Source organism: Hydrogenophaga sp. ANAO-22, from assembly GCF_042466645.1.
GTDB lineage: Bacteria > Pseudomonadota > Gammaproteobacteria > Burkholderiales > Burkholderiaceae_C > Hydrogenophaga.
Genome location: NZ_CP159956.1, coordinates 1,854,812 through 1,880,517 on the forward strand (window position 1 = coordinate 1,854,812; position 25,706 = coordinate 1,880,517).

At 64.7% G+C, this 25,706-nt stretch carries 23 protein-coding genes and 1 pseudogene; 8 read left to right on the forward strand and 16 right to left on the reverse strand.

The window, feature by feature from the left end; all coding sequences use genetic code 11:
* Positions 1 to 138: 138 nt before the first annotated feature.
* The 10 genes and pseudogenes from ABSY19_RS08780 to ABSY19_RS08825 all read right to left on the reverse strand — a co-directional run bounded on the left by ABSY19_RS08780 (position 139) and on the right by ABSY19_RS08825 (position 10,067).
* Positions 139 to 840, reverse strand: coding sequence for a transposase (locus tag ABSY19_RS08780; protein ID WP_382161441.1), 702 nt, complete (start codon positions 838 to 840; stop codon positions 139 to 141).
* Between the two features lie 55 nt (positions 841 to 895).
* On the reverse strand, positions 896 to 2,095 hold the full coding sequence (locus ABSY19_RS08785; RefSeq protein ID WP_382161444.1) for a CynX/NimT family MFS transporter: 1,200 nt from the start codon (positions 2,093 to 2,095) through the stop codon (positions 896 to 898).
* Complete coding sequence (locus ABSY19_RS08790) at positions 2,092 to 3,282, reverse strand: deoxyguanosinetriphosphate triphosphohydrolase (RefSeq protein ID WP_382161446.1); 1,191 nt, start codon at positions 3,280 to 3,282, stop codon at positions 2,092 to 2,094. The genes ABSY19_RS08785 and ABSY19_RS08790 overlap by 4 nt, the downstream gene beginning before the upstream one ends.
* Positions 3,282 to 4,402: pseudogene (aroB, locus tag ABSY19_RS08795) on the reverse strand (3-dehydroquinate synthase). The gene ABSY19_RS08790 and the pseudogene aroB overlap by 1 nt, the downstream one beginning before the upstream one ends.
* A gap of 45 nt (positions 4,403 to 4,447) precedes the next feature.
* Entirely contained in the window at positions 4,448 to 5,011 is a 564-nt protein-coding gene (locus ABSY19_RS08800; RefSeq protein WP_382161449.1) for a shikimate kinase, read from the reverse strand.
* Complete coding sequence (gene pilQ / locus ABSY19_RS08805) at positions 5,008 to 7,140, reverse strand: type IV pilus secretin PilQ (protein ID WP_382161452.1); 2,133 nt, start codon at positions 7,138 to 7,140, stop codon at positions 5,008 to 5,010. Before pilQ ends, ABSY19_RS08800 begins: the two co-directional genes overlap by 4 nt.
* Complete coding sequence (locus ABSY19_RS08810) at positions 7,137 to 7,691, reverse strand: pilus assembly protein PilP (RefSeq protein ID WP_382161455.1); 555 nt, start codon at positions 7,689 to 7,691, stop codon at positions 7,137 to 7,139. Before ABSY19_RS08810 ends, pilQ begins: the two co-directional genes overlap by 4 nt.
* On the reverse strand, positions 7,688 to 8,368 hold the full coding sequence (locus ABSY19_RS08815; RefSeq protein ID WP_382161458.1) for a type 4a pilus biogenesis protein PilO: 681 nt from the start codon (positions 8,366 to 8,368) through the stop codon (positions 7,688 to 7,690). Before ABSY19_RS08815 ends, ABSY19_RS08810 begins: the two co-directional genes overlap by 4 nt.
* A 17-nt stretch (positions 8,369 to 8,385) precedes the next feature.
* Positions 8,386 to 8,991 (reverse strand): PilN domain-containing protein, encoded by a 606-nt coding sequence (locus ABSY19_RS08820; protein ID WP_382161461.1) that lies wholly within the window; start codon positions 8,989 to 8,991, stop codon positions 8,386 to 8,388.
* Complete coding sequence (locus ABSY19_RS08825; protein WP_291113824.1) at positions 8,988 to 10,067, reverse strand: pilus assembly protein PilM; 1,080 nt, start codon at positions 10,065 to 10,067, stop codon at positions 8,988 to 8,990. The genes ABSY19_RS08820 and ABSY19_RS08825 overlap by 4 nt, the downstream gene beginning before the upstream one ends.
* Positions 10,068 to 10,334: 267 nt before the next feature.
* On the opposite strand from ABSY19_RS08825, the gene ABSY19_RS08830 reads away from it, so the two are divergent.
* The gene (locus tag ABSY19_RS08830) at positions 10,335 to 12,761 is read left to right on the forward strand and encodes a penicillin-binding protein 1A (protein WP_382161463.1); all 2,427 of its coding nucleotides are present in this window, start codon (positions 10,335 to 10,337) and stop codon (positions 12,759 to 12,761) included.
* On the opposite strand, the gene cyaY is transcribed toward ABSY19_RS08830, so the two are convergent.
* Positions 12,751 to 13,080: an iron donor protein CyaY gene (gene cyaY, locus ABSY19_RS08835; RefSeq protein ID WP_291113827.1), complete on the reverse strand. Its 330-nt coding sequence runs from the start codon at positions 13,078 to 13,080 to the stop codon at positions 12,751 to 12,753. The genes ABSY19_RS08830 and cyaY overlap by 11 nt on opposite strands.
* Positions 13,081 to 13,143: 63 nt before the next feature.
* On the opposite strand from cyaY, the gene ABSY19_RS08840 reads away from it, so the two are divergent.
* From ABSY19_RS08840 to ABSY19_RS08870, 7 genes are all read left to right on the forward strand, one after another.
* Positions 13,144 to 13,296, forward strand: a complete 153-nt coding sequence (locus ABSY19_RS08840; RefSeq protein ID WP_291113865.1) for a lipoprotein — start codon at positions 13,144 to 13,146, stop codon at positions 13,294 to 13,296.
* Between the two features lie 31 nt (positions 13,297 to 13,327).
* A complete protein-coding gene (gene lysA / locus ABSY19_RS08845; RefSeq protein ID WP_382161466.1) occupies positions 13,328 to 14,617 on the forward strand; it encodes a diaminopimelate decarboxylase in 1,290 nt (429 codons plus the stop codon).
* Between the two features lie 198 nt (positions 14,618 to 14,815).
* Positions 14,816 to 15,598 (forward strand): ABC transporter ATP-binding protein, encoded by a 783-nt coding sequence (locus ABSY19_RS08850; protein WP_382161469.1) that lies wholly within the window; start codon positions 14,816 to 14,818, stop codon positions 15,596 to 15,598.
* The gene (locus ABSY19_RS08855) at positions 15,599 to 16,309 is read left to right on the forward strand and encodes an ABC transporter ATP-binding protein (RefSeq protein ID WP_382161472.1); all 711 of its coding nucleotides are present in this window, start codon (positions 15,599 to 15,601) and stop codon (positions 16,307 to 16,309) included. It begins immediately after the preceding gene.
* 65 nt (positions 16,310 to 16,374) lie between these two features.
* Entirely contained in the window at positions 16,375 to 17,568 is a 1,194-nt protein-coding gene (locus tag ABSY19_RS08860; RefSeq protein WP_291113839.1) for an ABC transporter substrate-binding protein, read from the forward strand.
* 87 nt (positions 17,569 to 17,655) lie between these two features.
* The gene (locus ABSY19_RS08865; protein ID WP_291113842.1) at positions 17,656 to 18,534 is read left to right on the forward strand and encodes a branched-chain amino acid ABC transporter permease; all 879 of its coding nucleotides are present in this window, start codon (positions 17,656 to 17,658) and stop codon (positions 18,532 to 18,534) included.
* Between the two features lie 10 nt (positions 18,535 to 18,544).
* The gene (locus ABSY19_RS08870; protein WP_382161475.1) at positions 18,545 to 19,534 is read left to right on the forward strand and encodes a branched-chain amino acid ABC transporter permease; all 990 of its coding nucleotides are present in this window, start codon (positions 18,545 to 18,547) and stop codon (positions 19,532 to 19,534) included.
* Between the two features lie 6 nt (positions 19,535 to 19,540).
* Here the strand turns inward: ABSY19_RS08870 and ABSY19_RS08875 are convergent, their stop codons facing one another.
* The 5 genes from ABSY19_RS08875 to ABSY19_RS08895 form a co-directional block, all read right to left on the reverse strand.
* Positions 19,541 to 20,167: a sulfite oxidase heme-binding subunit YedZ gene (locus ABSY19_RS08875; protein ID WP_382161477.1), complete on the reverse strand. Its 627-nt coding sequence runs from the start codon at positions 20,165 to 20,167 to the stop codon at positions 19,541 to 19,543.
* Positions 20,168 to 20,172: 5 nt separating this feature from the next.
* Positions 20,173 to 21,174: a protein-methionine-sulfoxide reductase catalytic subunit MsrP gene (gene msrP / locus ABSY19_RS08880; RefSeq protein ID WP_382161480.1), complete on the reverse strand. Its 1,002-nt coding sequence runs from the start codon at positions 21,172 to 21,174 to the stop codon at positions 20,173 to 20,175.
* 127 nt (positions 21,175 to 21,301) lie between these two features.
* Positions 21,302 to 22,669: a c-type cytochrome biogenesis protein CcsB gene (gene ccsB, locus ABSY19_RS08885; protein ID WP_382161483.1), complete on the reverse strand. Its 1,368-nt coding sequence runs from the start codon at positions 22,667 to 22,669 to the stop codon at positions 21,302 to 21,304.
* On the reverse strand, positions 22,666 to 24,822 hold the full coding sequence (locus ABSY19_RS08890) for a cytochrome c biogenesis protein ResB (RefSeq protein ID WP_382161485.1): 2,157 nt from the start codon (positions 24,820 to 24,822) through the stop codon (positions 22,666 to 22,668). Before ABSY19_RS08890 ends, ccsB begins: the two co-directional genes overlap by 4 nt.
* A gap of 188 nt (positions 24,823 to 25,010) precedes the next feature.
* Positions 25,011 to 25,625, reverse strand: coding sequence for a c-type cytochrome (locus tag ABSY19_RS08895; protein WP_382161488.1), 615 nt, complete (start codon positions 25,623 to 25,625; stop codon positions 25,011 to 25,013).
* Positions 25,626 to 25,706 lie beyond the last annotated feature (81 nt).

Below are 25,706 nucleotides of genomic sequence, written 5' to 3' on the forward strand. Positions count from 1 at the left end.
TATTGCATTGCAACAACAATGCCAAGCAGATTAAATGGGGTCAGATTCCATTTAAATCCCGACAAATTTGATCGACGTTTTATTGGGGACAGATTAAAAACACTTTGATGACGCCGTTCAGGCCTCCGGAGCCTTGCGTCAGGTTTCCTTGGAGGAGGTGGACGCGGGACGGCCCGGGCGGCCGCGCGCAATCCGGCGCGGGGTGCGTTTTTGCAACTCCGCGGCAAAGTCCGCATCCCCGAGCGCCCAGCCGTGCAGCGTGGCGTCGGTGATGGCGCCCTGCTGGGCCACCGATTGCCCCGCATGCACCAACTCGGTGTACGCCGCTTCGCGGGCGAAGGGGGTGTTGCCCAGCCCCCAATACACGGCGGGCGGTGTGATCCGCCGGTCCGGCGTCTGCCCGATGTAGTGGCGATGGCTTGACCAGGGATGGTTTTTCGGGTCCACCACCAGGCCAGCGCGCACGGGGTTCAAGTCCAGATAGACCATGCAAGCCAGCAGGTAGCGTTCGGTCTGAACCAGCGTGGATTTGTAGCGCCCTTCCCACAACGTGCCAGTGCGGTGGTGCAGGTCGTTGAAGTAACGCACGTAGCGCCGCCCCACCGCCTGCATCAGGAGCGGAACACCCTCCGCCGTTTCGGGCGTGAGCAGCAGATGGAAATGGTTGTCCATCAGCACATAGGCGTTGAGTGCCACCTGGTGCTTGCGCGCGTTGTCGCCCAGCAGCTCCAGCAGGAACTCGCGGTCGGCGTCGCTGCGCACGATGTCCTGGCGGTTGTTGCCGCGCTGGATCACATGGTGCGGGTAACCGGCGACGGTCAGGCGGGGAAGGCGGGCCATGGTGCGGTCAGGTGGGCGTCGCCGCGAAGCGGCTCCGAAGGGAATCCGACCCCGATTATGGTCGGGCGCGCCACGCGGCCTGCAGCCGCCCCGCCAGCAGCACACCGAGCAAGGAGGAAGCGCCTGTCACGGTCCAGGTCCATTGCCAGCCACCGACCAGGGTGGCCACCCAGGCCACCAGCGGCGGCCCGAGAAATTGACCCATGGCAGAGAACTGCTGCATCCAGCCCACCGTGGTGGACACCGTCTCGTTGTCGGGAGCGAGTTTGACCGCCAAGCCAAACAGCGTCCCGGGAATCAGCCCACCCACCCCGGAGAAGACCAACACCGCGAGGTACTGCGCCACCGGGTGGCCCTCGGCGCCAAAGGCCACCCAGGCCCCCACACCCATCGCGACATAGGCCAGCGCCAGCACCACACCTGGGCGCGCGCCCCTGGCGAGCCACCAGCCCCCGCCAATGTTGCCGACCATGTTGATGCCCGCGGCCAGGGCGCTGAGCACGGCCACCGTGGCGCCGGTGTACCCGGCCTGGTGGTAGATCGTCGGCAGGAAACCGACCACGGCCAGCCATTGGCCCGAATACAGGAAGAAGGCCAGCGCCATCAGCCAGGGGCCGGGCGCCCGCAGGGTCCGTCGAAGCCGTGGGCCCAGGGCCGTGGCGCTGGATGCGGACTGCGCTTGTGCGTCCGGGGTCACCCATTTCGCCAGTCCGACCGCCGCCAACAGGGAAAGCAACGCCAACAACAACCAGGCCCAGCGCCAACCGACGGCGGAGAGCAAGGGCACGCCGAGCAGCAGGGCCAGCGAAGTGCCCAGGGGCATGTACGCACCCCACCAGCCGAGCGAGCGGGACAGCGTGGGCGCATGGTGCACACGCTGCCGCAGCAGGCCCGGCGCCGGCAACACGGCCGAGAGGAAGCCCATGCCCTCGATCACCCGCGTGGCCAGCAACACATGGACGTTGGGGGCCAGCGCACCCAGCGCACTCCCCGTGGCCAGCAACAGCAAGCCGGCCAGCATGACGCGGCGAGGACCCAGCCGATCCGCCATCAGCCCCACCACCAGGCCCAGCGTCATGCCCGCCAGCTGCACCAGCGACAGCAGGAACCCGGCTTGCACCAGGCTCAATCCCAGGCTCTCGCGCAACACCGGAATGGCCACCGGCAGTTTGCCCACGTGCAAGGCGCAGGTGACGCCCACGGCGACCACCAGGGCCGCCAACGGCCGGGAAGCGAGGCCGGGAGACGCCGTCATGGGAACAGCACGGCGCCACAAAGGCGCTCGTGCTCACGGATGGCAAACCGGTCTGTCATGCCAGCGATGTAGTCGGCCACCGCCCTGGCCAGGTGTTGTTTGCGCCCATGCGCCTCGGGCAATTCGCCAGGCGCGTTCATGTAGCGATCGAACAAGTCACTGACCACGCGGCGAGCGCGATCGGTGGTCTCCATCACCTGCGGATGGCGGTAGAGATTGCGAAACAGGAAACTTTTCAACACTTGCGAGCGTTCCCTCATGCCGTCGGAGAAAGCCACCAGCGGCGGACCCGCGCGCACCGCGTCCACGCTGTGAACCTGCGCTGTCGAGAGCCGCGCGCGCGTGGTGTCGATCACGTCATAGACCTGGTCGCTGAGCATGAGACGGATGGACTCGAACAACAGGCGGCGCCCCTGCAGCTGCGGATGCGCCTTCAAGGCCGTGCGGCGGTAGTGCTCGAACAGCTCCACGCCGGCCATCTGGTCCAGGGTCAACAAGCCCGAGCGCACACCGTCGTCGATGTCGTGCGCGTTGTAGGCGATCTCGTCGGCCAGGTTGCACAACTGCGCCTCCAGCGAGGGCGATCCCCCCTGCAGGAACCGCGATGCCACGCCGCCCGGCTCCTGTTGCTCCAGCCGCTGGGCATTGGCCCGGGAGCAGTGTTTGAGAATGCCTTCGCGGGTCTCGAAGCAAAGGTTCAAACCGTCGAAGGCGGGGTAGCGCTCTTCCAGTTCATCGACCACGCGCAGACTCTGGAGGTTGTGTTCGAACCCCCAGCTGTCGGTATCACCGGGCACAGCTTGCACGGACGCGGCCTTGAGGCACGCGGCGAGGGCATCCTGCCCGGCATGGCCAAAGGGCGTGTGGCCCAGATCGTGGGCCAGGGCAATGGCCTCGACAAGGTCTTCGTTGAGGCGCAGCGAGCGCGCGATGCTCCGACCCAGCTGAGCGACCTCCAGCGAATGGGTCAGGCGCGTGCGGAACAGGTCGCCTTCGTGGTTCAGGAACACCTGGGTCTTGTAGACCAGCCGCCTGAACGCGGTCGAATGGATCACACGGTCTCGGTCGCGTTGGAACGCGGTGCGGGTCGGCGCTTCGGGCTCAGGATGGCGACGTCCCCGACTGAGCGCCGGATCGCTGGCGAAATCCGCCAGCCCGGTGGGCAAGGGGGTGGTCGGCACGGCCATCAGGCCCGGCAACTGGCTTCGATCACCTGAGCCACCACCGCGTCGGGGGCGCTGCGCATGCTGGCGTGGCCCGGGGCATCGATCACCACGAACTTGATGGCCCCACCTTCGGACTTCTTGTCCACCCGCATCAGCTCCAGATAACGGCCCACATTGTCCTGGGCGTCCAGCACCGGCGCCACCGTGGGCAAGCCCGCGCGCCGCACCAATGCGGTCAGGCGCTCGACAAAAGCGGCGTCCACCAGACCCAGGGCCGCCGACAGGCGCACGGCCATGACCATGCCGCAACCCACCGCTTCGCCATGCAACCAAGCCCCATAACCCATGCCCGCTTCGATGGCGTGCCCGAAGGTGTGGCCAAAATTCAGAATCGCGCGCATGCCCGACTCGCGTTCGTCCTGGCCCACCACCCAGGCCTTGATCTCGCAACTGCGGCGCACGGCGAAAGCAAGCGCGTCGGCGTCGCGCGCCATGAGAGCGTCCATGTTGCTTTCGATCCAATCCTGGAAAGCCATGTCGGCGATCGGTCCGTACTTGATGACCTCGGCCAACCCCGCGCTGAGCTCCCGCTCGGGCAAGGTCTTGAGCACGTCGAGGTCGCACAGCACACGCTGAGGCTGGTAAAAGGCCCCGATCATGTTTTTGCCCAAGGGGTGGTTGATGGCCGTCTTGCCCCCACGGACGAATCCACCTGCGCGAGCAAGGTGGTTGGCACCTGCACGAACGGGACGCCACGCATGTAGCTCGCGGCAGCGAATCCCGTCATGTCGCCGACCACACCACCGCCCAGCGCAAAGAGCACGGTCTTGCGGTCGCAACCGTTGGACAACAAGGCGTCAAAAATGAGGTTGAGCGATTCCCAGGTCTTGTACGCCTCGCCATCGGGCAGCACCACGGTGTGAATCGCCTTGTAGCGCGGCGCCAGAGAGTCGGCCAGGCGGTCCCGGTACAAAGGCCCCACCGTCTGGTTCGTGACGATCATGGCGCTGGCGGCACTGGGAAGATCGGCATAGCTCTCGGGCGCGTCCAGCAGGCCGGCACCAATGACGATGCCATAGCTGCGATCGCCGAGATCGATGTCCACCCGTTGGGTGCGCGGGGCCGTGTGCGTTGAAGTCATGGACACCGAGTTTATTCGGTGTCCGTCCCGAAGGTCTGGAAAGCGCTAAGGCGCGCCGGGGACTGGTGGGGGCGTGGAAGCGGGCGCCACCGACCCATCGAGCTCCAGCTGCATCACGATCATGTTGACCAGCGTGGCCACCGAAGGGCGACCGGTCTCGATGACGAAATGCGCGGTCTGACGGTAGAGGGGATCGCGCACGTCGAACAGGTCGCGAATGCGCTGCAACGGGTCTTCCACCTGCAGCAAGGGCCGGTTGCGGTCGTACCGCAGTCGGCGGTACACCTCTTCCGGTGTGGATTTCAGGTAGAAGACCTTGCCACGCTCGTGCAGGTGCTCGCGGTTTTCGGGCCGCAAGACCGACCCACCGCCGGTCGACACGACAGCGACCGGTCCTTGCGTCAACTCATCGATGACAGAGGCTTCGAGGTCGCGAAAACGCGCTTCGCCCTCCCGTTCGAAAAACTCCCGGATCGAACAACCCAGACGCTGCTCGATCACGTGGTCGGAATCGAAGAAGGGGAGAGCGAGGCGTCGGGCCAGTTGCCGCCCGACCGTCGACTTGCCGGATCCCGGCAAGCCGATCAGATAGCTCGATGAAACGCTCAATTGATTGCCGCGCGCCCCAATACACGTGGTGTGATGAAGATCAGGAGTTCGGACTTGTTCGCGACGCGGTTGCGCGACTTGAACAGGTTGCCCACGGCGGGCAAGTCGCCCAGCAGGGGCACCTTGTTGACTTCATCGCGTTCGGTCTGCTCGAAGATGCCACCGATCACCACCGTTCCGCCGTTCTCCACCAGCACCTGCGTCTGCACGTGTTTGGTGTTGATCGCGATACCGTCCGGCGTCGACTCACCACGGCTGTCCTTGTTGATGTCGAGGTCGAGAATGATGTTGCCCTCGGGCGTGATCTGCGGCGTCACTTCCAGCTTCAAGTTGGCCTTGCGGAACGCAATCGCCGTGGCACCGCTGGAGGTTGCCGTCTGGTAGGGGAATTCCGTGCCCTGTTCGATCAAGGCCTTGACCTGATCGGCGGTGACCACACGCGGGCTCGACACGATGCGACCCTTGCCATCCGATTCGAGCGCCGAAATTTCAAGGCTCAGGAAGCGGGACGCACTCGGGTTGAACAACGACAGCGCAAAAGAGGCCGCCTGCGCGTTGCTGGGATTGGCGGGCAGGTTGACGAAGGGCGCCGACGTCAGCGTAGGGCCCCCGAGCGACGACGCGGCGCCGTAGTTCGAACCGAAGTTGCCCTGAATCGGGCTGCCGTTGGCCGAGCCCACACCAAAGCCGCGAACACCGCCACCCAGCCGCACGCCCAGGGATTTGCCAAAAGTGTCATCGGCTTCCACGATGCGCGCCTCGATCATCACCTGACGGATCGGGATGTCGAGCTTGCGGATCAGCTCCTGCACCTGCTCAAGGCGCGACGCGATGTCGGTCACGAAGAGCTGGTTGGTCCGGGGCTCGGAAATCACACTGCCGCGATCGGACAGGATGCGCGCGCCGGCCGCCCCGCTCCCGGAGGAAGCGCTGCTGCCACCCGCCGTGAGTTGCGCGGCGATGTCGGCCGCCTTGGCGTAGTTCATCTGGAAGCCTTGCGTCCTCAGGGTCTCCAGGCTTTCGATCGACACCTTGGACTCCAGCTCCTGCTTCTCGCGGGCCGCGATCTCATCCTTGGGCGCGATCCACAGCACATTGCCGGACTTGCGCATGCCCAGACCTTTGGCCTGCAGGATGATGTCCAGCGCCTGATCCCAAGGCACGTCCTTGAGTCGCAGCGTGACCGCGCCGGTGACCGAATCGGAGGTCACGATGTTGAAGTTGGTGAAGTCCGCGATGACTTGCAGCAGCGAACGAACCTCGATGTTCTGGAAGTTGAGCGACAGCTTCTCGCCGTTGTAACCCGGGCCCTGTGTCAGCTTGGAAGAATCGATCTTCTGTTCACGCACTTCCAGCACGAACTGGTTGTCGCTCTGGTACGCCGAATGCTCCCAGTTGCCCGTCGGGGTCACCACCATGCGCACGCGGTCACCCGCCTGCGAGGTGGTCACGCTTTGAATCGGTGTGCCGAAATCGCTGACGTCCAGGCGGCGGCGCAAGCCTTCGGGCAGCGAGGTCTTGAGAAATTCGACGACCAGGTTCTGTCCCTGCTGGCGAATGTCCACACCAACCTGGTTGTTGGCCAGTTCGACCACCACACGGCCCGCATTGCCAACACCACGGCGGAAGTCGATGTCCCGCAAGGCGGCCACGTCGCGGTTGCGGTTTTCGGCAAAGGCCGAAGGTGGCGCCGTCGCGGCAGTCACCGGTTGAGCACGCTCCAACACCACCAGCAGGGTCTTGCCTTCAATCCTGGCCTCATAGGCGGCCGACTGCTTCAGGTTGATGACCACGCGGGTGCGATCACCCGCCTGCACCACGTTGGCCGAGCGAAGGTTGCCTTCATTGATGTCCACCGCATTGCGCCCGATGGCGTTGGCCACGCCGGGGAAGTCCAGAGCGATGCGCGCGGGCGCCTGAATGGTGAACCCCGTGGGCAAGGCCGCCAAAGGCTGGGTGGTGTTGATGCGGATGACCTCCACGCCCCCTTGAATGCCCCCCGTGATCGATTGGATCGCGTTTTGAGCCTGCGCCCACACGGTGGTCAACGTCATACAGGCGAGCACGGCCCCCCTGAGCACTCCTCGCCCCAATGCTGCGAATCCCGTTGCCCTGTTTGGCTTGTTCATTTAGAAGCACCCTCTTGTAATTGCAGCGCCGCAGCGCGCTCGATCCATTCCCCCGCCGAATCCTGCACGATCTCGCGCATCACCACCTCGGTCTCGGTGATGCGCGTGACGCGTCCGAAGTTCTGCCCCAGGTAGTTGCCGGGCCTGACCTGGTACAGCAGGCTGTCCACCTTGACCAGCGCCACCAGTTTTCCGTCGCGGTTGAGGCTGCCCACCATGGCCATCGCGTCCAGCGGATGGGCTTCGAGGGGTTGTTTGCGGCGGTTCAGTTCGGGCTCGAGAAGCGCCGCGTTGACCACGGGCGCTGATTGGCTGCCGCGCAGCACGCTCGCCAGCTTCTCTTCGCTGAACGGCTGCATCTGGCGTTCACCCAGGTAGGCCTGCGGAACGAACTTGGTGGGCTCTGGAATGGGCTGGACAGAGGGCTTGATCGAGTTGCGCTCGGTCTGCATCCAGACCTGGAGTTCATCCTGCCCGGACGAAGTACATGCGGCCAGTGTCGACGCGAGCAACACAGCAACGACCGTTGGGATCCATCGGCGGTGCGTCACGGCTTGGCTCCCTTTGGTGCGACAGCCTTTTGCTGCGCTGCGATCTCTTGCTGGTCGAGGTAACGGAAAGTCTTGGCCGTGCAATCCAGCGTCAGAACCCCTTCGCGGTCTCTGATAGGCGTCAAGGTCAAGTTGTTGAGGGTGACGATGCGGGAGAGGTTCGCGATGTCGGCCGCGAACAATCCAATGTCGTGGTAAGTCCCAGTCACGCGCACCGAGATCGGCAATTCCGCGTAGTACTCTTTCACACTCACCTGGCCCGGGCGAAAGAGTTCGAACTGCAGACTTCGGCCCAGACCGGCCTGGTTGATGTCCGACAGCAGCGCGTCCATCTCGGCCTTGCTGGGCAGCTGCTTTTCAAGCTGCGTCACGTACTGCTGCACTTGTTCAAGCTGTTTGCGCAGGGCATCCAGATTGACGGCTTGCACGAGCTTCTTGCGATAGTCTTCGCGCAATTGCACTTCGCGCGCCTTTTCGGCAATCAACTCTTCATCCGAGTTCTTGAGCCAGGCAAACCACAGCGCGGCGACCACCGCCGCGCACACAGCCACAAACAACAGGTTGCGAGGCAGACCCGGCCATTGCGAGGGGTCGTTGGGGTCCAGTCCGGTGAACTGGGCTTTGAGCTTGTCCTGGATTCCCTTGAAATCCACAGCGATCTTGGGCGTTCTGGCCATGTTGCGCGGACCCTTGTTCAGACTTTGCGCTGCGCAGCTGGCGCGGCGGGGGCCGGAGGCGCGGAAGGACGCTTCAGCGAAACACGGATGGTGAAATTCGAGACGCGGCGCTGATCTCGGCCTCCGGCCGCGGGTCTAGCCGCGACGATTTCCACCAGATCCGGTCGCACCAACCAGGGGCTGTTGTTCGACAGGTTGCGCAGCAGATCGGAGACGCGCTCTTGCGACTGGGCCACGCCCACCAGCAGCACGCTCTGGTTTTCCTGCTTCATGCTGGTGAGGTAGACCCCATCGGGCAGTTGCGCGACCAGCTCATCCAGCAAGTGCACGGGCAGATTGCGGTCACCCTGCAGGTTCTCCACCGCCGTCTGGCGGGCGCGCAAGGAGGCGATTTCGCGCTGCAGATTGGCGATGTCCTTGATCTCGGTATCCAGCTTCGTGATTTCACCCTGGAGAAAGGCATTTCGATCCTGTTGCGCCGAAATCTGCCCCTGGTACCAGGTAAAAACCGCCCCGCAGATCACCCCGCCCAACAGCGCGGACAAGCCCAACTGCGTGAAGAACTGGTCCTTTTGCCGCTTGCGGGTCGCCTCACGGTGAGGCAACAGGTTGATGAGGATCATTGGTAGAACCTCCGCAGCGCCAGGCCGGTAGAGGTCAGGTACGACGGCGCCTCGCGGGACATCTTGCGCGCCTGAACGGAAGCCGCCATTTCCATGGCGTCAAAAGGATTGATCACCATGCAGGCGAACGACGTCTGGTGAGTCACGGCCTCGGTCAGACCCGGCAACGCCGCGCTGCCGCCAGCGAGGAGAATGTGGTCCACCTTGTTGTACGGCGTGCTGGTGAAAAAGAACTGGAGGGCACGGCCGACTTCCTGCGCCATGCTTTCGATGAAGGGATCGAGCACCGCGGAGCGGTAGTCGTCGGGCAAGTCACCCGAGCGCTTCTTGGCCTCGGCTTCATCCGACGAAAAGCCGTACTGGCGCACGATCAGTTGCGTCAGCTGAGCGCCGCCAAAGGCCTGATCGCGTTCGTACAGCACGTCATCGTTGCGCATCACCTGCATGCTGGTGGTCAATGCGCCCACCTCGAACAGAGCCACCAGTGAGTCCACGCCCTGGTTGGGCAGGGTTTCAATCACGCGGCCTGCGGCCATCCGGGAAGCGTAGGACTCCACGTCCATCACGACCGGCTTGAGCCCGGCCGCCTCGGCCAGACCCTGCCGGTCCGAGACCTTCTCCTTGCGCGACGCGGCGATCAGCACCTCCACATCGCCCACGGAATTGGCGCTCGGGCCGATGACGCAGAAATCGAGGCTGACCTCGTCAAGCGAAAAGGGAATGTATTGATTGGCTTCCGATTCGACCTGGGCTTCAAGTTCCTTGTCGGAAAGGCCGCCTGGCAGAATGATCTTCTTGGTGATCACGGCCGACGCTGGCAAGGCAAGCGCCACATTCTTGGTCTTGCTGCCGCTCTTGCGGACGACACGACGCACCGCTTCGGCCACCTCATCGAATTTCTCGATGTTGCCGTCGGTGATCCAGCCTCGCTCCAGGGGCTCCATGGCGCAACGCTCCAGCACCAGGTCGCCCGAACGGTTGCGGCTCAGCTCCACCAATTTGACGCTGGATGAGCTGACATCGATGCCCAACAAGGGCGCCGGTTCCCGGCTGAATAACGACCCCAATGAGATCAAGGTGGCCCCCAAAAATGATGGCGACAGGCGTCGCCAAACTTAATAATTCACTTGAATGCTAGCAGTAAGCCCCTTGTCCAGCAAAGATTTTTTGCCTTTGAGACAAACTGAAACGTTGTCAAAAGCATACGCATCCTGGACCCGGTGTTTACCGCTTCATCGGCCATTTGGCCGGGAAATACACAACAACTCACAATATGCTTGCCGAGCCCATCTGAGCTCGCCATCCGATTTTTATAATCACGGGCTCCGGCTCTGAACGACTGCATGCCCAAGAACGACACTTCTTCGCCTCGCCCCTCTGACGCATCAGTATTGACTGGGCGAACCGCACTCATCTGGGCCGGTCGCTTGGTGGTGGGTCTGGCCGGACTGGCGGTGGCGGGTGTTGCGTGCGTGTTGATGGCCGTGGGCATCGCGCTCGCGGTGGCCTATCCCAATCTGCCCGAGGTGGCCGGCTTGGCCGACTACCGACCCAAGCTGCCTTTGCGTGTGATCTCGTCCGATGGCTCGTTGATCGGCGAGTTTGGTGAAGAGCGGCGCAACCTGCTCACCATCAATGAGATCCCCGCGGTCATGAAGCACGCGGTGCTGGCCATCGAAGACGCTCGCTTCTTCGAACACAACGGCGTCGACTACCGTGGCATGCTTCGCGCAGCCCTCGCCAATCTGCGGCAGGCCAAGAGCCAGGGGGCGTCCACCATCACCATGCAGGTGGCGCGCAACGTGTACCTGTCCGCCGAGAAGAGCTACACCCGCAAGATCTACGAGGTGCTCCTGACGTTCAAGCTGGAGCACATGCTGACCAAGGAGCAGATCCTCGAGATTTATATGAATCAGATCTTCCTGGGACAGCGGGCCTACGGTTTTTCCGCCGCGTCGCAGATCTACTTTGGCAAATCCCTGAAGGATGTGACCATTGCGGAAGCGGCCATGCTCGCCGGTCTGCCCCAGGCGCCTTCCGCCTACAACCCCGTCAAGAACCCGCGCCGCGCGCGCGCGCGCCAACTGCACATCATCGACCGGATGGTGGAAAACGGCTTCATCACCCCCGAAGAAGCCGAAGTGGCGAAGGCCGAGCAGCTCAAGCTGCGGGCATTGAACCCCTCGAACCGGCCTCATGCCGAGTTCGTGGCCGAGATGGTGCGCCAGTCCATCGTCTCTCAATATGGAGAGGAAGCCTATACGCGAGGCTTGGTCGTGACGACCACCATCAAGGCGAACGAACAACTCGCGGCCTACCGCGCCGTGCGCCAGGGGGTACTGGACTACGAGCGGCGCCAGTTCTACCGGGGGCCGGAGTTGTTCATCGACTTGCCGGAAGACAAGGCGGCGCGCGACGACGCCATCGACGAGGCGCTGACGGATCGCCCGGACAACGATGACTTGCTGTCGGCGGTCGTGCTGGAGGCCAATGCCAAGCGCGTGGTGGCCGTGCGCCAGGATGGCGAGCCGTTCGAAATCACCGGTGAAGGCCTCAAGCCCGTGCAATCGGGCCTGTCCGACAAAGCGGGCCCGAACGTCAAGATCCGGCCGGGCGCGGTGATCCGCGTCGTGCAGACAGCCCCCAAGGTCTGGCGCATCACGCAGCTGCCGGAGGTCGAGTCGGCCTTCGTGGCGCTGGACCCTCGTTCCGGCAAGGTGATTGCCCTGGTCGGCGGGTTCGACTTCCAGAAGAGCAAGTTCAACCATGTCACGCAGGCCTGGCGCCAGCCCGGTTCGAGCTTCAAGCCTTTCATCTACTCCGCAGCACTGGAAAAGGGCGTGACGCCGATGACGGTGGTCAACGACGCGCCGCTCTTCTACTCTGCGGGTGAAACCGGCGGCAAGCCATGGGAACCGAAGAACTACGACGGTCAGTTCGAAGGCCCCATGTCGGTGCGGCGCGCGCTGGCCAAGTCGAAGAACATGGTGTCCATTCGCGTGCTGCAGCTGGTCGGCACGCAGAGTGCGCAGCAGTGGGTGTCGCGTTTCGGCTTCGATGCCGACAAACACCCCCCTTACCTCACGATGGCGCTGGGCGCGGGCTCGGTCACCCCGATGCAGATGGCCACCGGCTACGCCGTGTTTGCCAATGGTGGCTACCGCATTGCACCCACCCTCATCCTGCGGGTGAGCGACCACAAGGGCAAGCTGCTGTACGAAGCGCCGGAAGTGAGCCCCACCGAAGAGCAACGCGCGATCGAGCCTCGCAATGCCTTCATCATGAACAGCCTGCTGCAGGAGATCACCCGGTCCGGCACGGCCGCGCGGGCGCAGGCCACCCTGAAGCGGACCGACCTGTACGGCAAGACCGGCACCACCAACGATTCGGTGGATGCCTGGTTCGTCGGCTACCAGCCCACGCTGGTGGCTGCGGCCTGGGTGGGCTACGACTCCCCGCGCAACCTCGGCAGCCGCGAAACCGGCGGCGGCCTGAGCCTGCCGATCTGGATCTCCTTCATGACGGAAGCCCTCAAGGGCGTTCCCGTCGCCTCTTACACAGCGCCCTCCGGCGTGATCAACGTCGGCGGCGAGTGGTACTACGAGGAGTTCGGCCCAGGACGTGGTGTGCACAGCCTGGGATTGCAAGATCCCCTGCCGGGAGCCACCGGGGCGCCACCCGAGCTGGATGCCAACGGCGTCCCTATCATCAAGCCCCCTGCAGGGCCCACCGAAGAGCGCCGCAGCATCCTGGACCTCTTCAGGAACTGAAGCCCAGCGACTGCCCGGCCTGCTCCGAGGCGCAACGCGAGAGGTGGGCAAAGAACTCGCCCTGCCCCTTGGTGTCCATCCAGGCTCGGCCGTCGTGCTTGTAGTGGAATCCACCGGCACGCGCAGCCATCCACACTTCGTGCAGCGGCTTCTGCAGGTTGATGATGATCTGACTGCCGTTGGCGAAGGTCAGGGTGATCATGCCGCCCACCCGCTGGTTGTCGACGTCGGCATCGGTCTCGTCGTTGATGCGGTCGCAGGCCAGTTCAATCGCCCGAAGCAGCGCTTCTGCGCGGTCCTGGTACTCGGTGTCGGTCATTACAATGCGTCGATGTTTGGTTTGAAACGCATTCTAGGTCGGGCCATCGGCCCCTCGCGTGGCATGGCCATCGCCGTGAGCGCCTTGGTGCTCGCAGCCTGTGGCCAAAAGGGCCCCCTGTACCTGCCCGATCCCAACGCGCCCGCGCCCAAGAAGTCATCCTCCCCCGCTCCAACGGCTCCTGCCGAGACGCCCGCCACCCCCGCGCAGCGTTGATCCGCCACCCTCTTCGCTTCGCACCGCTCGCATGACCACACTCGCCGGCCTGCCCGCCACCCCGTTGCCGCCCTTCGTCACCTACCAGGACCAGCAACTCATGGTCGAAGGCGTGTCTCTGGCCGCGCTGGCCCGCGAGCATGGCACGCCGCTGTTCGTGTACAGCCGCGCCGCCATGCTGCAGGCGCTGGCCGCGTACCAGCGTGGTCTGGCCGGGCGTCGGCACCTGATCTGCTACGCCATGAAAGCCAATTCATCGCTGGCGATCCTGCAGACCCTGGTGGCCGCGGGCTGCGGGCTGGACATCGTCTCGGGCGGCGAACTCGAACGCGCCCTGGCGGTGGGCATCGATCCGGCCAAGGTCATCTTTTCCGGTGTGGGCAAGACGCGCGCCGAGATGCGTCAGGCGCTCTCCGTGGGCATCGGTTGTTTCAACGTGGAAAGCCGCGCCGAGCTCGACGTGCTCGATGAGGTGGCCCGCGGCATGGGCCTGCGCGCACCGGTGAGCATCCGTGTCAATCCCAACGTGGACGCACAGACTCACCCTTACATTTCCACCGGCCTCAAGGGCAACAAGTTCGGCATCGCGCACGAGGACGTGTTGTCAACCTACCAGCACGCCGCCGCGTGCGATGGCCTGCGCGTGGTCGGCATCGACTGCCACATTGGCTCCCAGATCACGCAGACCGGCCCCTACCTCGACGCCATGGACCGCGTGCTCGACCTCGTGGAACAGATCGAAACGGCCGGCGTGCCGATCGAACACATCGACTTCGGCGGTGGCCTGGGCATCGACTACCAGGGTGACAACCCACCGGAAGCCGATGTGCTCTGGCGCGCCCTGCTGCAACGCCTGGACGCGCGGGGTTTCGGCGACCGCCAGATCTGCATCGAGCCCGGCCGCTCGCTGGTGGGCAATGCCGGCGTGTGCCTCACCGAGGTGCTGTACCTCAAGCCCGGCGAGCAGAAGAACTTCCTCATCGTGGACGCGGCCATGAACGATCTGCCGCGCCCGGCGATGTACCAGGCGTTTCACCGCATCGTGCCGGTCGCACCGCGCGCCTCAGAAGACGCACCGACCTGGGACGTGGTGGGCCCTGTGTGCGAGAGCGGCGACTGGATCGGCCGCGACCGCGCGCTCGCGGTGCAGGCGGGTGACTTGCTGGCCGTGCTGTCGGCGGGCGCGTACTGCATGAGCATGGCCAGCAACTACAACACGCGGGGCCGCGCGGCGGAGGTACTGGTGGATGGTGCACACGCGCACCTGATCCGCGCGCGCGAATCCCTGGCCGACCAGACACGGCTCGAGCGCCTGCTCTGACCTCTCGCGCCGTCTCGAGCGCGACACCCTTGCATGAATGCACGCGGCGCCAAGCCGCGTGCCCGCTCATGGTGCAGCGGGCCGCCATACCCCCCTCGGTGTTTGCACCTATAGGCCGTGCAGATCGAGTCCTCCAGAATCCGTCGACATTGTGCACAGCAACATGGCCCGACGGCCTTCTGGAAGCGCCCCCAACCCATGCACGACAAGACCAGCGACACCATTCTGGAAACTCGCCAGCTCACCAAGTCCTTCAAGGGTTTCACCGCGGTCAACGACGTCAATCTGCGCGTCCAGCGCGGGGCGATTCATGCATTGATCGGACCCAATGGCGCCGGCAAAACCACGTGCTTCAACCTGCTGACCAAGTTCCTGGAGCCAACGCAAGGCCAGATCCTGTTCAACGGCCAGGACATCACGCGTGAGCAGCCGGCGCAGATCGCGCGCCGCGGCATCATCCGCTCCTTCCAGATCTCGGCGGTGTTTCCTCACCTGAGCGTGCTCGAGAACGTGCGCGTCGGCCTGCAGCGCCAGCTGGGCACGGCCTATCACTTCTGGAAGAGCGAACGTTCTCTCAACCAGCTCAACGAGCGGGCCCTTCATCTGCTGACCGAAGTGGGCCTGCAGGATTTCGCGCGCGAGACCACGGTCAACCTGCCCTACGGCCGCAAACGCGCGCTCGAGATCGCCACCACGCTGGCCATGGAGCCCGAGTTGATGCTGCTGGACGAACCCACCCAGGGCATGGGTCACGAAGACGTGGACCGCGTGACCCAGCTCATCAAGAAGGTGGCGACCGGCCGCACCATCCTGATGGTGGAGCACAACATGGGCGTGGTCTCGAACATCGCCGACACGATCACGGTGTTGCAACGCGGGGCCGTGCTGGCCGAGGGCTCGTACGCCCAGGTCTCGGGCAATCCTGCCGTGATGGAGGCCTACATGGGCACCACCGACGGCCAGCTCCAGGGAGCGCACTGAATGACCACACCGGCGCTCGAGATCAAGAACCTGCAGGCCTGGTACGGCGAATCGCATGTGCTGCATGGCGTGGACATGGTCGTGCAACCGGGCGAGGTCGTCACCCTGCTCGGGCGCAACGGCGCGGGGCGCACCTCCACGCTGCGCGCCATCCTGGGCCTCACCGGCTCGCGCAAGGGCTCCATCCAGAGCAACGGACAGGAACTCATCCACCTGCCCACCCACCGCATCGCGCGCCACGGCATCGGTTACTGCCCCGAGGAACGCGGCATCTTCGCCAGTCTCTCGTGCGAGGAAAACCTCCTGCTGCCCCCCACGCTCAAAGGCTCGGGCAAGGGCATGTCGGTGGACGACATCTATGAGATGTTTCCCAACCTGGCCGAGCGCCGCCACAGCCAGGGCACGCGCCTGTCCGGCGGAGAGCAGCAGATGCTGGCCGTGGCCCGCATCCTGCGCACCGGCGCCCACTTGCTGTTGCTTGACGAAATCTCCGAAGGCCTCGCTCCCGTGATCGTGCAAGCCCTGGCCCGCATGATCAAGATGCTCAAGAGCAAGGGCTACACCGTGGTCATGGTCGAGCAGAACTTCCGCTTCGCCGCCCCGCTGGCCGACCGCTTCTACGTGATGGAGCACGGCCGCATGGTCGAGCACTTCAACGCCTCCCAGCTGACCGAAAAGATGCCCGTTCTTCACGAGCTGCTGGGCGTCTGAGCGCCCTCACCCCGATCACCGATCACCGTTTTCCCCCAACCGCCACCTCAACGGAGACTGACAGCATGAAACACACCGTCAAACTGCTCACCCTGGCACTGGGTGCCGCGGGGCTGTTCACCGCCGCCCACGCACAGGACAAAGTGCGCATCGGCTTCACCACCGACATGTCGAGCCTGTACTCCGACGTGGACGGCAAGAACGGCGCCATGGCGATCCAGATGGCCATCGACGACTTCGGTGGCAAGGTGCTGGGCAAGCCCATCGAGCTGCTGAGCGCCGATCACCAGAACAAGGCCGACATCGCGGCCTCCAAGGCCCGCGAATGGATCGACACGCAGGGCCTGGACGTCATGATCGGCGGCACCAACTCCGGCACCGCCCTGGCCACGGCCAAGGTGGCCGAAGAGAAGAAGAAGCTGTACATCGTCAACGGCGCGGGCTCGTCCGCGCTCACCAACGACGCCTGCTCTCCCTACACCGTGCACTACGCCTACGACACCGTGGCCCTGGCCAAGGGCACCGGCAGTGCGATCGTCAAGCAGGGCGGCAAGGACTGGTTCTTCCTGACGGCCGACTACGCCTTCGGCCACGCGCTGGAAACCGACACCGGCAACGTCGTGAAGGCGGCCGGCGGTGCCGTGAAGGGTGCGGTGCGCGCGCCGCTCAACACCTCGGACTTCTCCTCCTTCCTGCTGCAGGCCCAGAGCTCGGGCGCCAAGATCCTCGGCCTGGCCAACGCGGGCGGCGACACCATCGCCTCGATCAAGGCCGCGAGCGAATTCGGCATCACCAAGACGATGAAGCTGGCGGGCCTGCTGATGTTCATCACCGACGTGCACAGCCTGGGCCTGAAAGACACGCAGGGCATGTACCTGACCGACAGCTGGTACTGGGACAAGGACGATGCGAGCCGTGCGTTCGCCAAGAAGTTCTTCGACAAGGCCAAGCGCATGCCGACGAGCATCCAGGCCGCCAACTACTCTGCCACCACCACCTACCTGAAAGCGGTGACGGCGGCCAAGACCACCGACAGCGACAAGGTGATGGAACAGCTCAAGAAGATGCCGATCAACGACTTCTTCGGCAAGGGCAACATCCGCCCCGATGGCCGCTACGTGCACGACATGTACCTGCTGGAGGTGAAGAAGCCCGCCGAGTCCACCAAGCCGTGGGACTACATGAAGGTGGCCGCCACGCTGCCGGGCGATTCGGTCTTCACGACCAAGGCCGACTCCAAGTGCAAGCTCTGGAAGTGATCTGAGCGGGACACCCGCGGGCCGCGGCCCGCGGGTGTCCCTGTCCACACGGCCTGACTTCCCCCACCCCCAACCCACGCCCTGCCGATGGACTTCTTCGGAATACCTTTGTCCGCCCTGCTGGGCCAGTTGTTGCTGGGCCTGGTCAACGGCTCGTTCTACGCCATCCTGAGCCTGGGGCTGGCGGTCATCTTCGGCCTGCTCAACGTCATCAACTTCGCGCACGGCGCGCTGTTCATGCTGGGCGCGGTGCTGACCTGGATGGGCATGAACTACCTTGAGCTGAACTTCTGGGTGATGATCGTGCTCGCCCCGCTGGCCGTGGGCGTGGTGGGCATCGTCATCGAACGGCTTTTCCTGCGCTGGATCTACCGCCTGGACCACCTCTACGGCCTGCTGCTCACGCTGGGCCTCACGCTGATGCTGGAGGGCGTGCTTCGCTCGGCCTATGGGGTCTCGGGCCTGCCTTACAGCGCTCCCATCTCGGGCGCCACCAACCTGGGCTTCATGGTGATGCCGAACTACCGCGGCTTCGTGGTGCTGGCCTCGCTCGTGGTGTGTTTCGCCACCTGGTACGTGATCGAAAAGACCAAACTAGGCGCCTACCTGCGCGCGGGCACCGAGAACCCCCGGCTGGTGGAAGCCTTCGGCATCAACGTGCCGCTGATGGTCACGCTGACCTACGGCTTTGGCGTGGCGCTGGCGGGCCTGGCCGGCGTGCTGGCCGCGCCCATCATGCAGGTGTCCCCGCTCATGGGGCAGAACCTCATCATCATCGTCTTTGCCGTGGTGGTGATCGGAGGCATGGGCTCCATTCTCGGCACCATCCTCACCGGCCTGGGCCTGGGCGTCATCGAAGGACTGACCAAGGTCTTCTACCCCGAGGCCTCGTCCACCGTGGTCTTCGTCATCATGGCCATCGTGCTGCTGATCCGGCCGGCCGGCCTGTTCGGCAAGGAAAAGTGAAGCCAGCCGCATGAACACGACCTCCAAGAACATCCTCTACGGCTTGCTGCTGCTGGTGCTGCTGGCCGTTCCCTTCATCGGCATCTACCCGGTGCTGGTGATGAAGCTGCTGTGCTTCGCGCTTTTTGCCTCTGCCTTCAACCTGCTGCTGGGCTACACGGGCCTCCTGTCGTTCGGCCACGCCGCCTTTCTGGGCGGCTCGGCCTACGTCACCGGCCACGCGCTGAAGGTCTGGGGCGTGCCGCCCGAGCTGGGTCTGGTGATCGGCACCCTGGCGGGCGCGGTGCTGGGCTGGCTGGTGGGGTCGCTCGCGATCCGCCGCCAGGGCATCTACTTCACCATGATCACCCTGGCGCTGGCGCAGATGCTGTTCTTCTTCTGCCTGCAGATGCCCTTCACGGGGGGCGAGGATGGTCTGCAAGGTGTGCCGCGCGGCCGGCTGCTGGGCTTCATCGAGCTCGGCAACGACATGACCATGTACTACTTCACCTTGCTGATCACGGTGGCGGCGTTCCTGCTCATCATGCGCATCGTGCACTCCCCTTTCGGCCAGATCCTCAAGGCGATCAAGGAAAACGAGCCGCGCGCCATCTCGCTGGGCTACGACACGCAGCGTTTCAAGCTGCTGGTGTTCGTGTTGTCGGCCGCGCTGTCCGGCCTGGCAGGTTCGCTCAAGACCCTGGCCATGGGCTTTGCCACACTCACCGACGTGCACTGGACCATGTCCGGCTCGGTGGTGCTGATGACGCTGGTGGGCGGCCTGGGCACCCTCTCCGGCCCGCTGGTGGGCGCCACCGTGGTGATTGCGCTGGAGAACAAGCTCGGCGAGATCGGCCATTTTCTGGCGGGTGTGACCGGCATCGACTGGTTCAACGGCCTGGGCGAGTCGGTCACCATGGTGATCGGCTTCATCTTCGTGGTGTGCGTGCTGGCCTTCCGCCGCGGCATCATGGGCGAGGTCATCGCGCTGGTGGAGCGCTGGCGCGGCAAGCAGGCCTGAACAGGCTCAGCTTTTGAGCCGGCGCCACAGGCGCCAGGCCAGCAGGCTGCCCAGGATCGCGGCGTACACGGCCACCTCCGCAAAGTCGTTCTTGCCGGCGCGCATCCAGAAAAAATGCAGCACCGCCAGGCCCGCGATCACATACACCGCGCGGTGCAGCAGTTGCCAGCGCCGCGCCCCCAGCGTGCGGATGGCGCGGTTGAACGAAGTGGCCGCCAGCGGCAGCAGCAACAGCCAGGAGAGGAAGCCCACCAGGATGAACGGGCGCTTGGCCACGTCGGCCGCGATGCCCACCACATCAAATTCCATGTCGAACCAGGCATAGGCCAGCAGGTGCATGCAGGCGTAGAAGAACACGAACAGCCCCACCATGCGCCGCAGGCGCAGCAACGCGGACCAGCCCAGGCTCACGCGCAGGGGCGTGATCGCCAGCACCAGCACCAGGAAACGCAGGGTCCAATCGCCCAGCGAGCGGATCAGGGCTTCGGCCGGGTTGGCCCCCAGCCGATCGGCAAAGGCCGCGAACACCAGCCAGACAAAGGGCAAGCTGGCCAGCACGAACGCCACCGGCTTGGCAGCGCCGTGGCTGATCACGCGGTTGACCGGCCCTCCGGCGGGCGGGCGGCGCTGCATGCCGATCAATACAGCTTGCGAAGATCCATGCCGGCGTAGAGCTGGCCGACCTGGGGCGCGTAACCGTTGAACATCTGCGTCTGTCGGCGCTTGGCAAACAGGCCACCTCCCTCGCCGATGCGGCGCTCCGTGGCCTGGCTCCAGCGCGGGTGCGAGACCTCGGGGTTGACGTTCGAGTAGAAGCCGTACTCCTGCGGCGCGGCCACGTTCCACGCCGTGCGCGGTTCCTTGTCAGTGAAACGGATCTTCACCAGCGACTTCCCGCTCTTGAAGCCGTACTTCCAGGGCACCACCAGGCGCAGCGGCGCACCGTTCTGGTTGGGCAGCACCTCGCCGTACATGCCGAAGGCCAGCAGCGTCAGCGGGTGCATGGCCTCGTCCAACCGCAGGCCCTCCACATAAGGCCAGCCCAGCACGTTGGAGCGCAGGCCGGGCATCTGTTTGGGGTCGGCCAGCGTCACGAATTCGACGTACTTGGCGCTGCCCTGAGGCTGCACCTGCTTGATGAGTTCGCTCAGCGAGTAGCCCACCCAGGGAATCACCATGGACCAGCCCTCGACGCAGCGCAGCCGGTAGATGCGCTCCTCCATCGGGCTGAGCTTGAGCAGGGCGTCCAGGTCGAAGGTGCCGGGCTTGTTCACCAGACCTTCAACGGCCACCGTCCAGGGCCGGGGCTTGAGGGTTTTGGCCTGGGCCACGGGGTCGGACTTGTCGGTGCCGAACTCGTAGAAGTTGTTGTAGGAGCTGACGTCGTCGTAGGAGGTGAGTGCCTCCATCGTCATCGCACCGTCTACGGCGGAGCGCTTGCCGGGCAAGGCAGCGAGCTTGCCGGGTTTGGGCGTGACCGAAGCGGCCTGCGCCCAGGCATCGCGCGCAGCCCAGGAAGCCATGCCGCCCATCGCCGCCGCGGTCAGCAGCCATTGGCGCCGGTTCTGGTAGGCCGCCGGCGGCGTGATCTCGCTGGAGAGGGGGTGCTCGAAACCGTTGTCGCGCGTGCGAATAAGCATGGAACCATCCTTGCTGAAGACACCCGACGGCGGAAGATGCCGCGTCGCGGGTTCGTCGATCTTAGGACCGAACCGGCTCTCACAAAGTTCCAGCGCACCGCGCGCACCGGAACCTGGCTCACCCGCGTCAGAGTTCGCCGTAGCTGTGCAGGCCGGAGAGGAACATGTTCACGCCGATGAAAGCGAAGGTCGTGATCGCCAGGCCCACCAGCGCCCACCAGGCCGAGACCGTGCCACGCAGGCCCTTGATGAGCCGCATGTGCAGCCAGGCGGCGTAGTTCAACCAGACGATCAGCGCCCAGGTTTCCTTCGGGTCCCAGCTCCAGTAGCCACCCCAGGCCTCGGCCGCCCACAGGGCGCCCAGCACGGTGGCGATGGTGAAGAACGCAAAGCCCACCGCGATGGCCTTGTACATCACGTCGTCGAGCACCTCGAAGCTGGGCAAGCGCTCGGCAATGCGGCGGCGGCCAAACAGGATGGTGCCCACGATCAGCGCCGAAACGCCGAAGTACACGAACCAGTAGCTGCTGCCGTTTTCCGCCGCCGACTGCCGGAACACGATGGGCTCGAAACACAGCACCACGCCCAGCAGCCACAGCGGCGCGAGCTTGTACCAGCGGCTTTCGGTGGCACTCTGCTTGATCAGGTAGGCAAAGGCCAGCATCGCGGCAATCGCGAAGGTGCCGTAGCCGATGAAGTTGGCCGGCACATGCAGCTTCATCCACCAGCTCTTGAGGGCGGGCACCAGCGGCTGGATGGCATGCGCCTCGCGCACCAGGGTGTACCAGAGCAGGAAGCCCACCGCGGCGCTGACCACCAGCATCGCGAACGCACCCATGCGACGCGTCTTGTACTGGTCTTCGTAATAGAGATAGAAAGCCGTCGTCATCCAGCAGAACAGCACGAACACTTCGTACAGGTTGCTGACCGGGATGTGCCCGATGTCGGGGCCGATCTGATGGCTCTCGTACCAGCGCACCATGGTGCCGATCAGGGCCAGCGCCACCGCCACCCAGGCCATGCGCGAACCCAGCAGTTCAAAGGTGTCGCCCGCGCGCTTGAACATGCCGACCCAGTAGAACGCGGTGCTCATGAAGAACAGCACGCTCATCCACAGGATGGCGGATTGGCTGGAGATGAAGTACTTCAGCAGGAAGACCTGGTCGGCCCGCGCGAGGTCGGCCGTGCCGGCGGGCGTCTGGTACAGCCAGATCGCGAGCAGCGCCGTGGCCGCCACCACGACGGTGAGCGCGCGCAGCGGGCGCCAGAACCAGCCCAGCCAGATCATGCAAGGCACGGTGCCCACGAGGATGGCCTTTTCGTAGCCGTCCATGGCCGCGTTGTAGCGTGTGAAGGCCCAGGCAGCCCCCGCGATCACGAACACGGCGAACAGCCAGTCCCAGACATTGCGGCGCGCGAAGTAACCGGGTTCCAGGCCCTGCCCGTGGTGACCCTTCTTCAGTTCGATGGTCTGCGTGGCGGCGACGGTATTCATGGATGCACCTTCAACAATTGGGTCTTCAACAGCTCGAATTCACGGTCGGCGTCCATCGTCTTGCGGTTCGACGACAGCGCCATGCGGGCCTGCGAGGATTGCTCACCCGAGGGCGAGAGCCAGACCCATAGGCGGCGCTCGCGGACGTAGAGCATGGCAAAAACGCCCAGAATGAGCAACAGGCAGCCCAGGTAGACGATGTTCTGGCCCGGTGCGCGCGCGACCTGGAACACGCTGGCCTGCACGTGCGTGAAGTCCTTGAGCTGGAAGGTCATGGGCGCGGGGTAGAAGAAGGTGTCGCTCAGGCTGATCACCGACTGCGACATGAACTGCTGCGTGGCCTCGCTGCGCTCCAGCGGCGGCAGGCCGGCGCGCTCGCGGCTGATCTGCATCAGCTCGAACAGCGTGCCGTTGAGGATGCGCACCAGCACATCGCTCGCTCGCTCGCGTTCGGCGGCCGGCACGTTGTTTTCAAGGAAGGCCGAGACGGCCTGCAGGCCTCCGCGAATGGGCTTGTCTGCGGTGCCGTTGGCCACCACCGGTTGCACGCCGGACGCGTTCACCGACTCGGCGCCGGCAAACAGGCCCAGGGCGCGCGTGGCCGAGGCGGCCAAGGCTTCGGCCAGCTCGGGGCGGCCGTCTTCCACCGCCGAAGCCGCGTAACGGCGCACCGCCAGATCGCGCAACTGCGGGTCGCCCAAGGCGGCGCGCAGTCGCACGAAACCGTCGAGGCCATCCTTGTCGTCCACGGGAATGCGCAGGTAGCGGAACGGCTCGGCCGGCGTCTCGCGCAGGCCCAGCAGGTACACGCGCGCGCCGTCGATCTCCACCGGCAGCATGTAGTTGTGGTACTCCACCGCCTGACCTGCCGCATCGCGCAGCTTGTAAGACACGCTCGGCCCCACGTTGCGCAGCGTCTTCTCGGTCGCTGTCTTGTGGCCCGAGCCCAGGCGGCTCTCGATCGAGCCCCGCAGATCCACCTTGCGCACATCGACGCCGTCGGCGGCGTTGCTGGTGGCGAAGTTCTCCACGTTGATCACGCGCAGGCCGGTGTACTCCAGCGTGAGCTTGTCGTCGCCATTGCTCAGCGCGGTCGAGCTGCCGATGGTGCCCTCGATCTCGAACGGCCGCGTGGGCCCGTTCAGTGGCACGGCCTGCAGCTTCACGCGCGAACCGCCGTCATCGAAGCTGGACTGGTAGATGTTGATGCCACGGTGGCTGGCGGGGTGGTTCACCTCCACCCGCGCTTCCTTGCTTTCGCCGGTCTCGTTGTCGTGGATCACGATCTCGCTGGCGAACAGCTTGGGCATGCCGGTGTCGTAGTACTCGACGATGAACTTCTTGAGTTCGACCGAGAACGGCAGATCCTGCAGCAGCACACCCTGGGGCTGCGCGAGAATGGCCGTGCCCGCCGTCGTGCCCTCCGTCACCAGCAGGTTGCCGCGGAAGGTGGGATTGCTGGCCGAGAGCCGGTGCTGGGCCGGCACATCGGCGATCAAGCCGCCACCCATGAAGGGCGTCTTGCCGTTGAACCAGGTCTGTGCGCGCACCATCAGATCGCCATCGAGCAAGCCGCCGATGCACACCAGCACGATGGCGCTGTGCGCCGCGAGGTAGCCAATCTTGTTGGCCGCGCCAGCCTTGGCCGCCACCATCCAGCCGGTGCCTGCCGCGGTGCTGCGCGACTGCAGCTTGACCTTCCAGCCCGAGCCCAGTAAGGCTTGACCGATGCGGTTCGCCGCGGCTTCGGGCGTCTCGCCCAACTCACCCTCGGCGCGGTGCGGAAAAGCCTTGAGGCTCTGCTCGCGGATGTTTTCCTTGTAGGCCTTGAGATCGGCAAAGATCTTGGGCGTGTTGCGGGCGATGCACAGGCTGGTGCTGACGACCAGGAACGCCAGGATCAACAGGAACCACCACGCGCTGTAGACCGAGTACAGGTTCGCGCTGGCAAACACGTCGGCCCAGAAAGGCCCGAACTGGTTGACGTAGTTGATGAAGGGTTCGTGCTGTTTGACCACCGTGCCGATCACCGATGCGATGCAGATCACGGTGAGCAGCGAAATGGCAAACCGCATCGACGACAGCAACTCCACCAGCTCGCTGGCGATGCGCGAGCCGGTCCGAATTTGCAGGCCTTGGGTGGAGACGGTCATGGAGGAATGGGGGCAGAACGGTGCAGCAAAAAAGGGCGGCCCCGGAAGTCCCGGAACGCGCCCTGATGTGATGTGTTTTTTGGCTGGCGGTTCAACGCCCGGCGGGGTTTATGGCATTGTGCCGGCAAATATTATTGTTGGCTTATATCCCGGCCAGGCACGAGGGGCTTGCGCCCCTCGAAAGTCGATCAGCGCAGGCCGGCGATGTAGTCCGACACCGCCTGGATTTCGCGGTCGTTCATCTTGGCGGCCACACCAGCCATCTGCGCGTTGTTCTTGCGGGTGCCGTCGCGGAAGTGCTTGAGCTGCGTGGCGGTGTACTCCGCCTGCTGGCCCGACAGGCGCGGGTACTGCGCGGGAATGCCGGCGCCGTTGGGGCTGTGGCAGCCGGCGCAGGCGGCGATCTGGCGGTCGGCGATGCCGCCGCGGTAGATGCGTTCACCCAGACGCACCAGATCCTTGTCGGTGGCGGCGCCGCCCTTGGCCTTCTGATCGGCCAGCCAGTAGGCGATATTGCGCATGTCGGCATCGGACAGGGCCGAAGCGAAGCCCTTCATGATGGCGTTGTCGCGCTTGCCCGATTTGTATTCCTGCAGCTGCTTGACGAGGTACTCGGGGTGCTGTTGCGCCAGCTTCGGGTTGGCCGGCGTGGTCGAGTTGCCGTCCGCCGCGTGGCAGGCCACGCAGACCTGACCGTACATGGCGCTGCCCTTGGCCAGATCGGGCTTGGCCGATTGCGCCTGGGCGCTGAACGACAGGGCTGCGGCAGCAGCGGCGCAAAGGAAGGAAACAGGCAATTTCATGACGGGGCGGGCGTCGGTTGCGACGGGTTCGGTTTGTGGGAATTCTCGGTTTGTCTGGACAAAGCCAATCGATTTTACAAT

Bases quoted from the DNA above. Each gene is read 5' to 3' on its own strand.
- ABSY19_RS08780 (WP_382161441.1), bottom strand. From the start codon at position 840: ATGGCCCGCCTTCCCCGCCTGACCGTCGCCGGTTACCCGCACCATGTG.
- ABSY19_RS08785 (WP_382161444.1), bottom strand. From the start codon at position 2,095: ATGACGGCGTCTCCCGGCCTCGCTTCCCGGCCGTTGGCGGCCCTGGTG.
- ABSY19_RS08790 (WP_382161446.1), bottom strand. From the start codon at position 3,282: ATGGCCGTGCCGACCACCCCCTTGCCCACCGGGCTGGCGGATTTCGCC.
- pilQ (WP_382161452.1), bottom strand. From the start codon at position 7,140: ATGAACAAGCCAAACAGGGCAACGGGATTCGCAGCATTGGGGCGAGGA.
- ABSY19_RS08815 (WP_382161458.1), bottom strand. From the start codon at position 8,368: ATGGCCAGAACGCCCAAGATCGCTGTGGATTTCAAGGGAATCCAGGAC.
- ABSY19_RS08820 (WP_382161461.1), bottom strand. From the start codon at position 8,991: ATGATCCTCATCAACCTGTTGCCTCACCGTGAGGCGACCCGCAAGCGG.
- ABSY19_RS08830 (WP_382161463.1), top strand. From the start codon at position 10,335: ATGCCCAAGAACGACACTTCTTCGCCTCGCCCCTCTGACGCATCAGTA.
- cyaY (WP_291113827.1), bottom strand. From the start codon at position 13,080: ATGACCGACACCGAGTACCAGGACCGCGCAGAAGCGCTGCTTCGGGCG.
- ABSY19_RS08840 (WP_291113865.1), top strand. From the start codon at position 13,144: ATGGCCATCGCCGTGAGCGCCTTGGTGCTCGCAGCCTGTGGCCAAAAG.
- lysA (WP_382161466.1), top strand. From the start codon at position 13,328: ATGACCACACTCGCCGGCCTGCCCGCCACCCCGTTGCCGCCCTTCGTC.
- ABSY19_RS08850 (WP_382161469.1), top strand. From the start codon at position 14,816: ATGCACGACAAGACCAGCGACACCATTCTGGAAACTCGCCAGCTCACC.
- ABSY19_RS08855 (WP_382161472.1), top strand. From the start codon at position 15,599: ATGACCACACCGGCGCTCGAGATCAAGAACCTGCAGGCCTGGTACGGC.
- ABSY19_RS08860 (WP_291113839.1), top strand. From the start codon at position 16,375: ATGAAACACACCGTCAAACTGCTCACCCTGGCACTGGGTGCCGCGGGG.
- ABSY19_RS08865 (WP_291113842.1), top strand. From the start codon at position 17,656: ATGGACTTCTTCGGAATACCTTTGTCCGCCCTGCTGGGCCAGTTGTTG.
- ABSY19_RS08870 (WP_382161475.1), top strand. From the start codon at position 18,545: ATGAACACGACCTCCAAGAACATCCTCTACGGCTTGCTGCTGCTGGTG.
- ABSY19_RS08875 (WP_382161477.1), bottom strand. From the start codon at position 20,167: ATGCAGCGCCGCCCGCCCGCCGGAGGGCCGGTCAACCGCGTGATCAGC.
- msrP (WP_382161480.1), bottom strand. From the start codon at position 21,174: ATGCTTATTCGCACGCGCGACAACGGTTTCGAGCACCCCCTCTCCAGC.
- ccsB (WP_382161483.1), bottom strand. From the start codon at position 22,669: ATGAATACCGTCGCCGCCACGCAGACCATCGAACTGAAGAAGGGTCAC.
- ABSY19_RS08890 (WP_382161485.1), bottom strand. From the start codon at position 24,822: ATGACCGTCTCCACCCAAGGCCTGCAAATTCGGACCGGCTCGCGCATC.
- ABSY19_RS08895 (WP_382161488.1), bottom strand. From the start codon at position 25,625: ATGAAATTGCCTGTTTCCTTCCTTTGCGCCGCTGCTGCCGCAGCCCTG.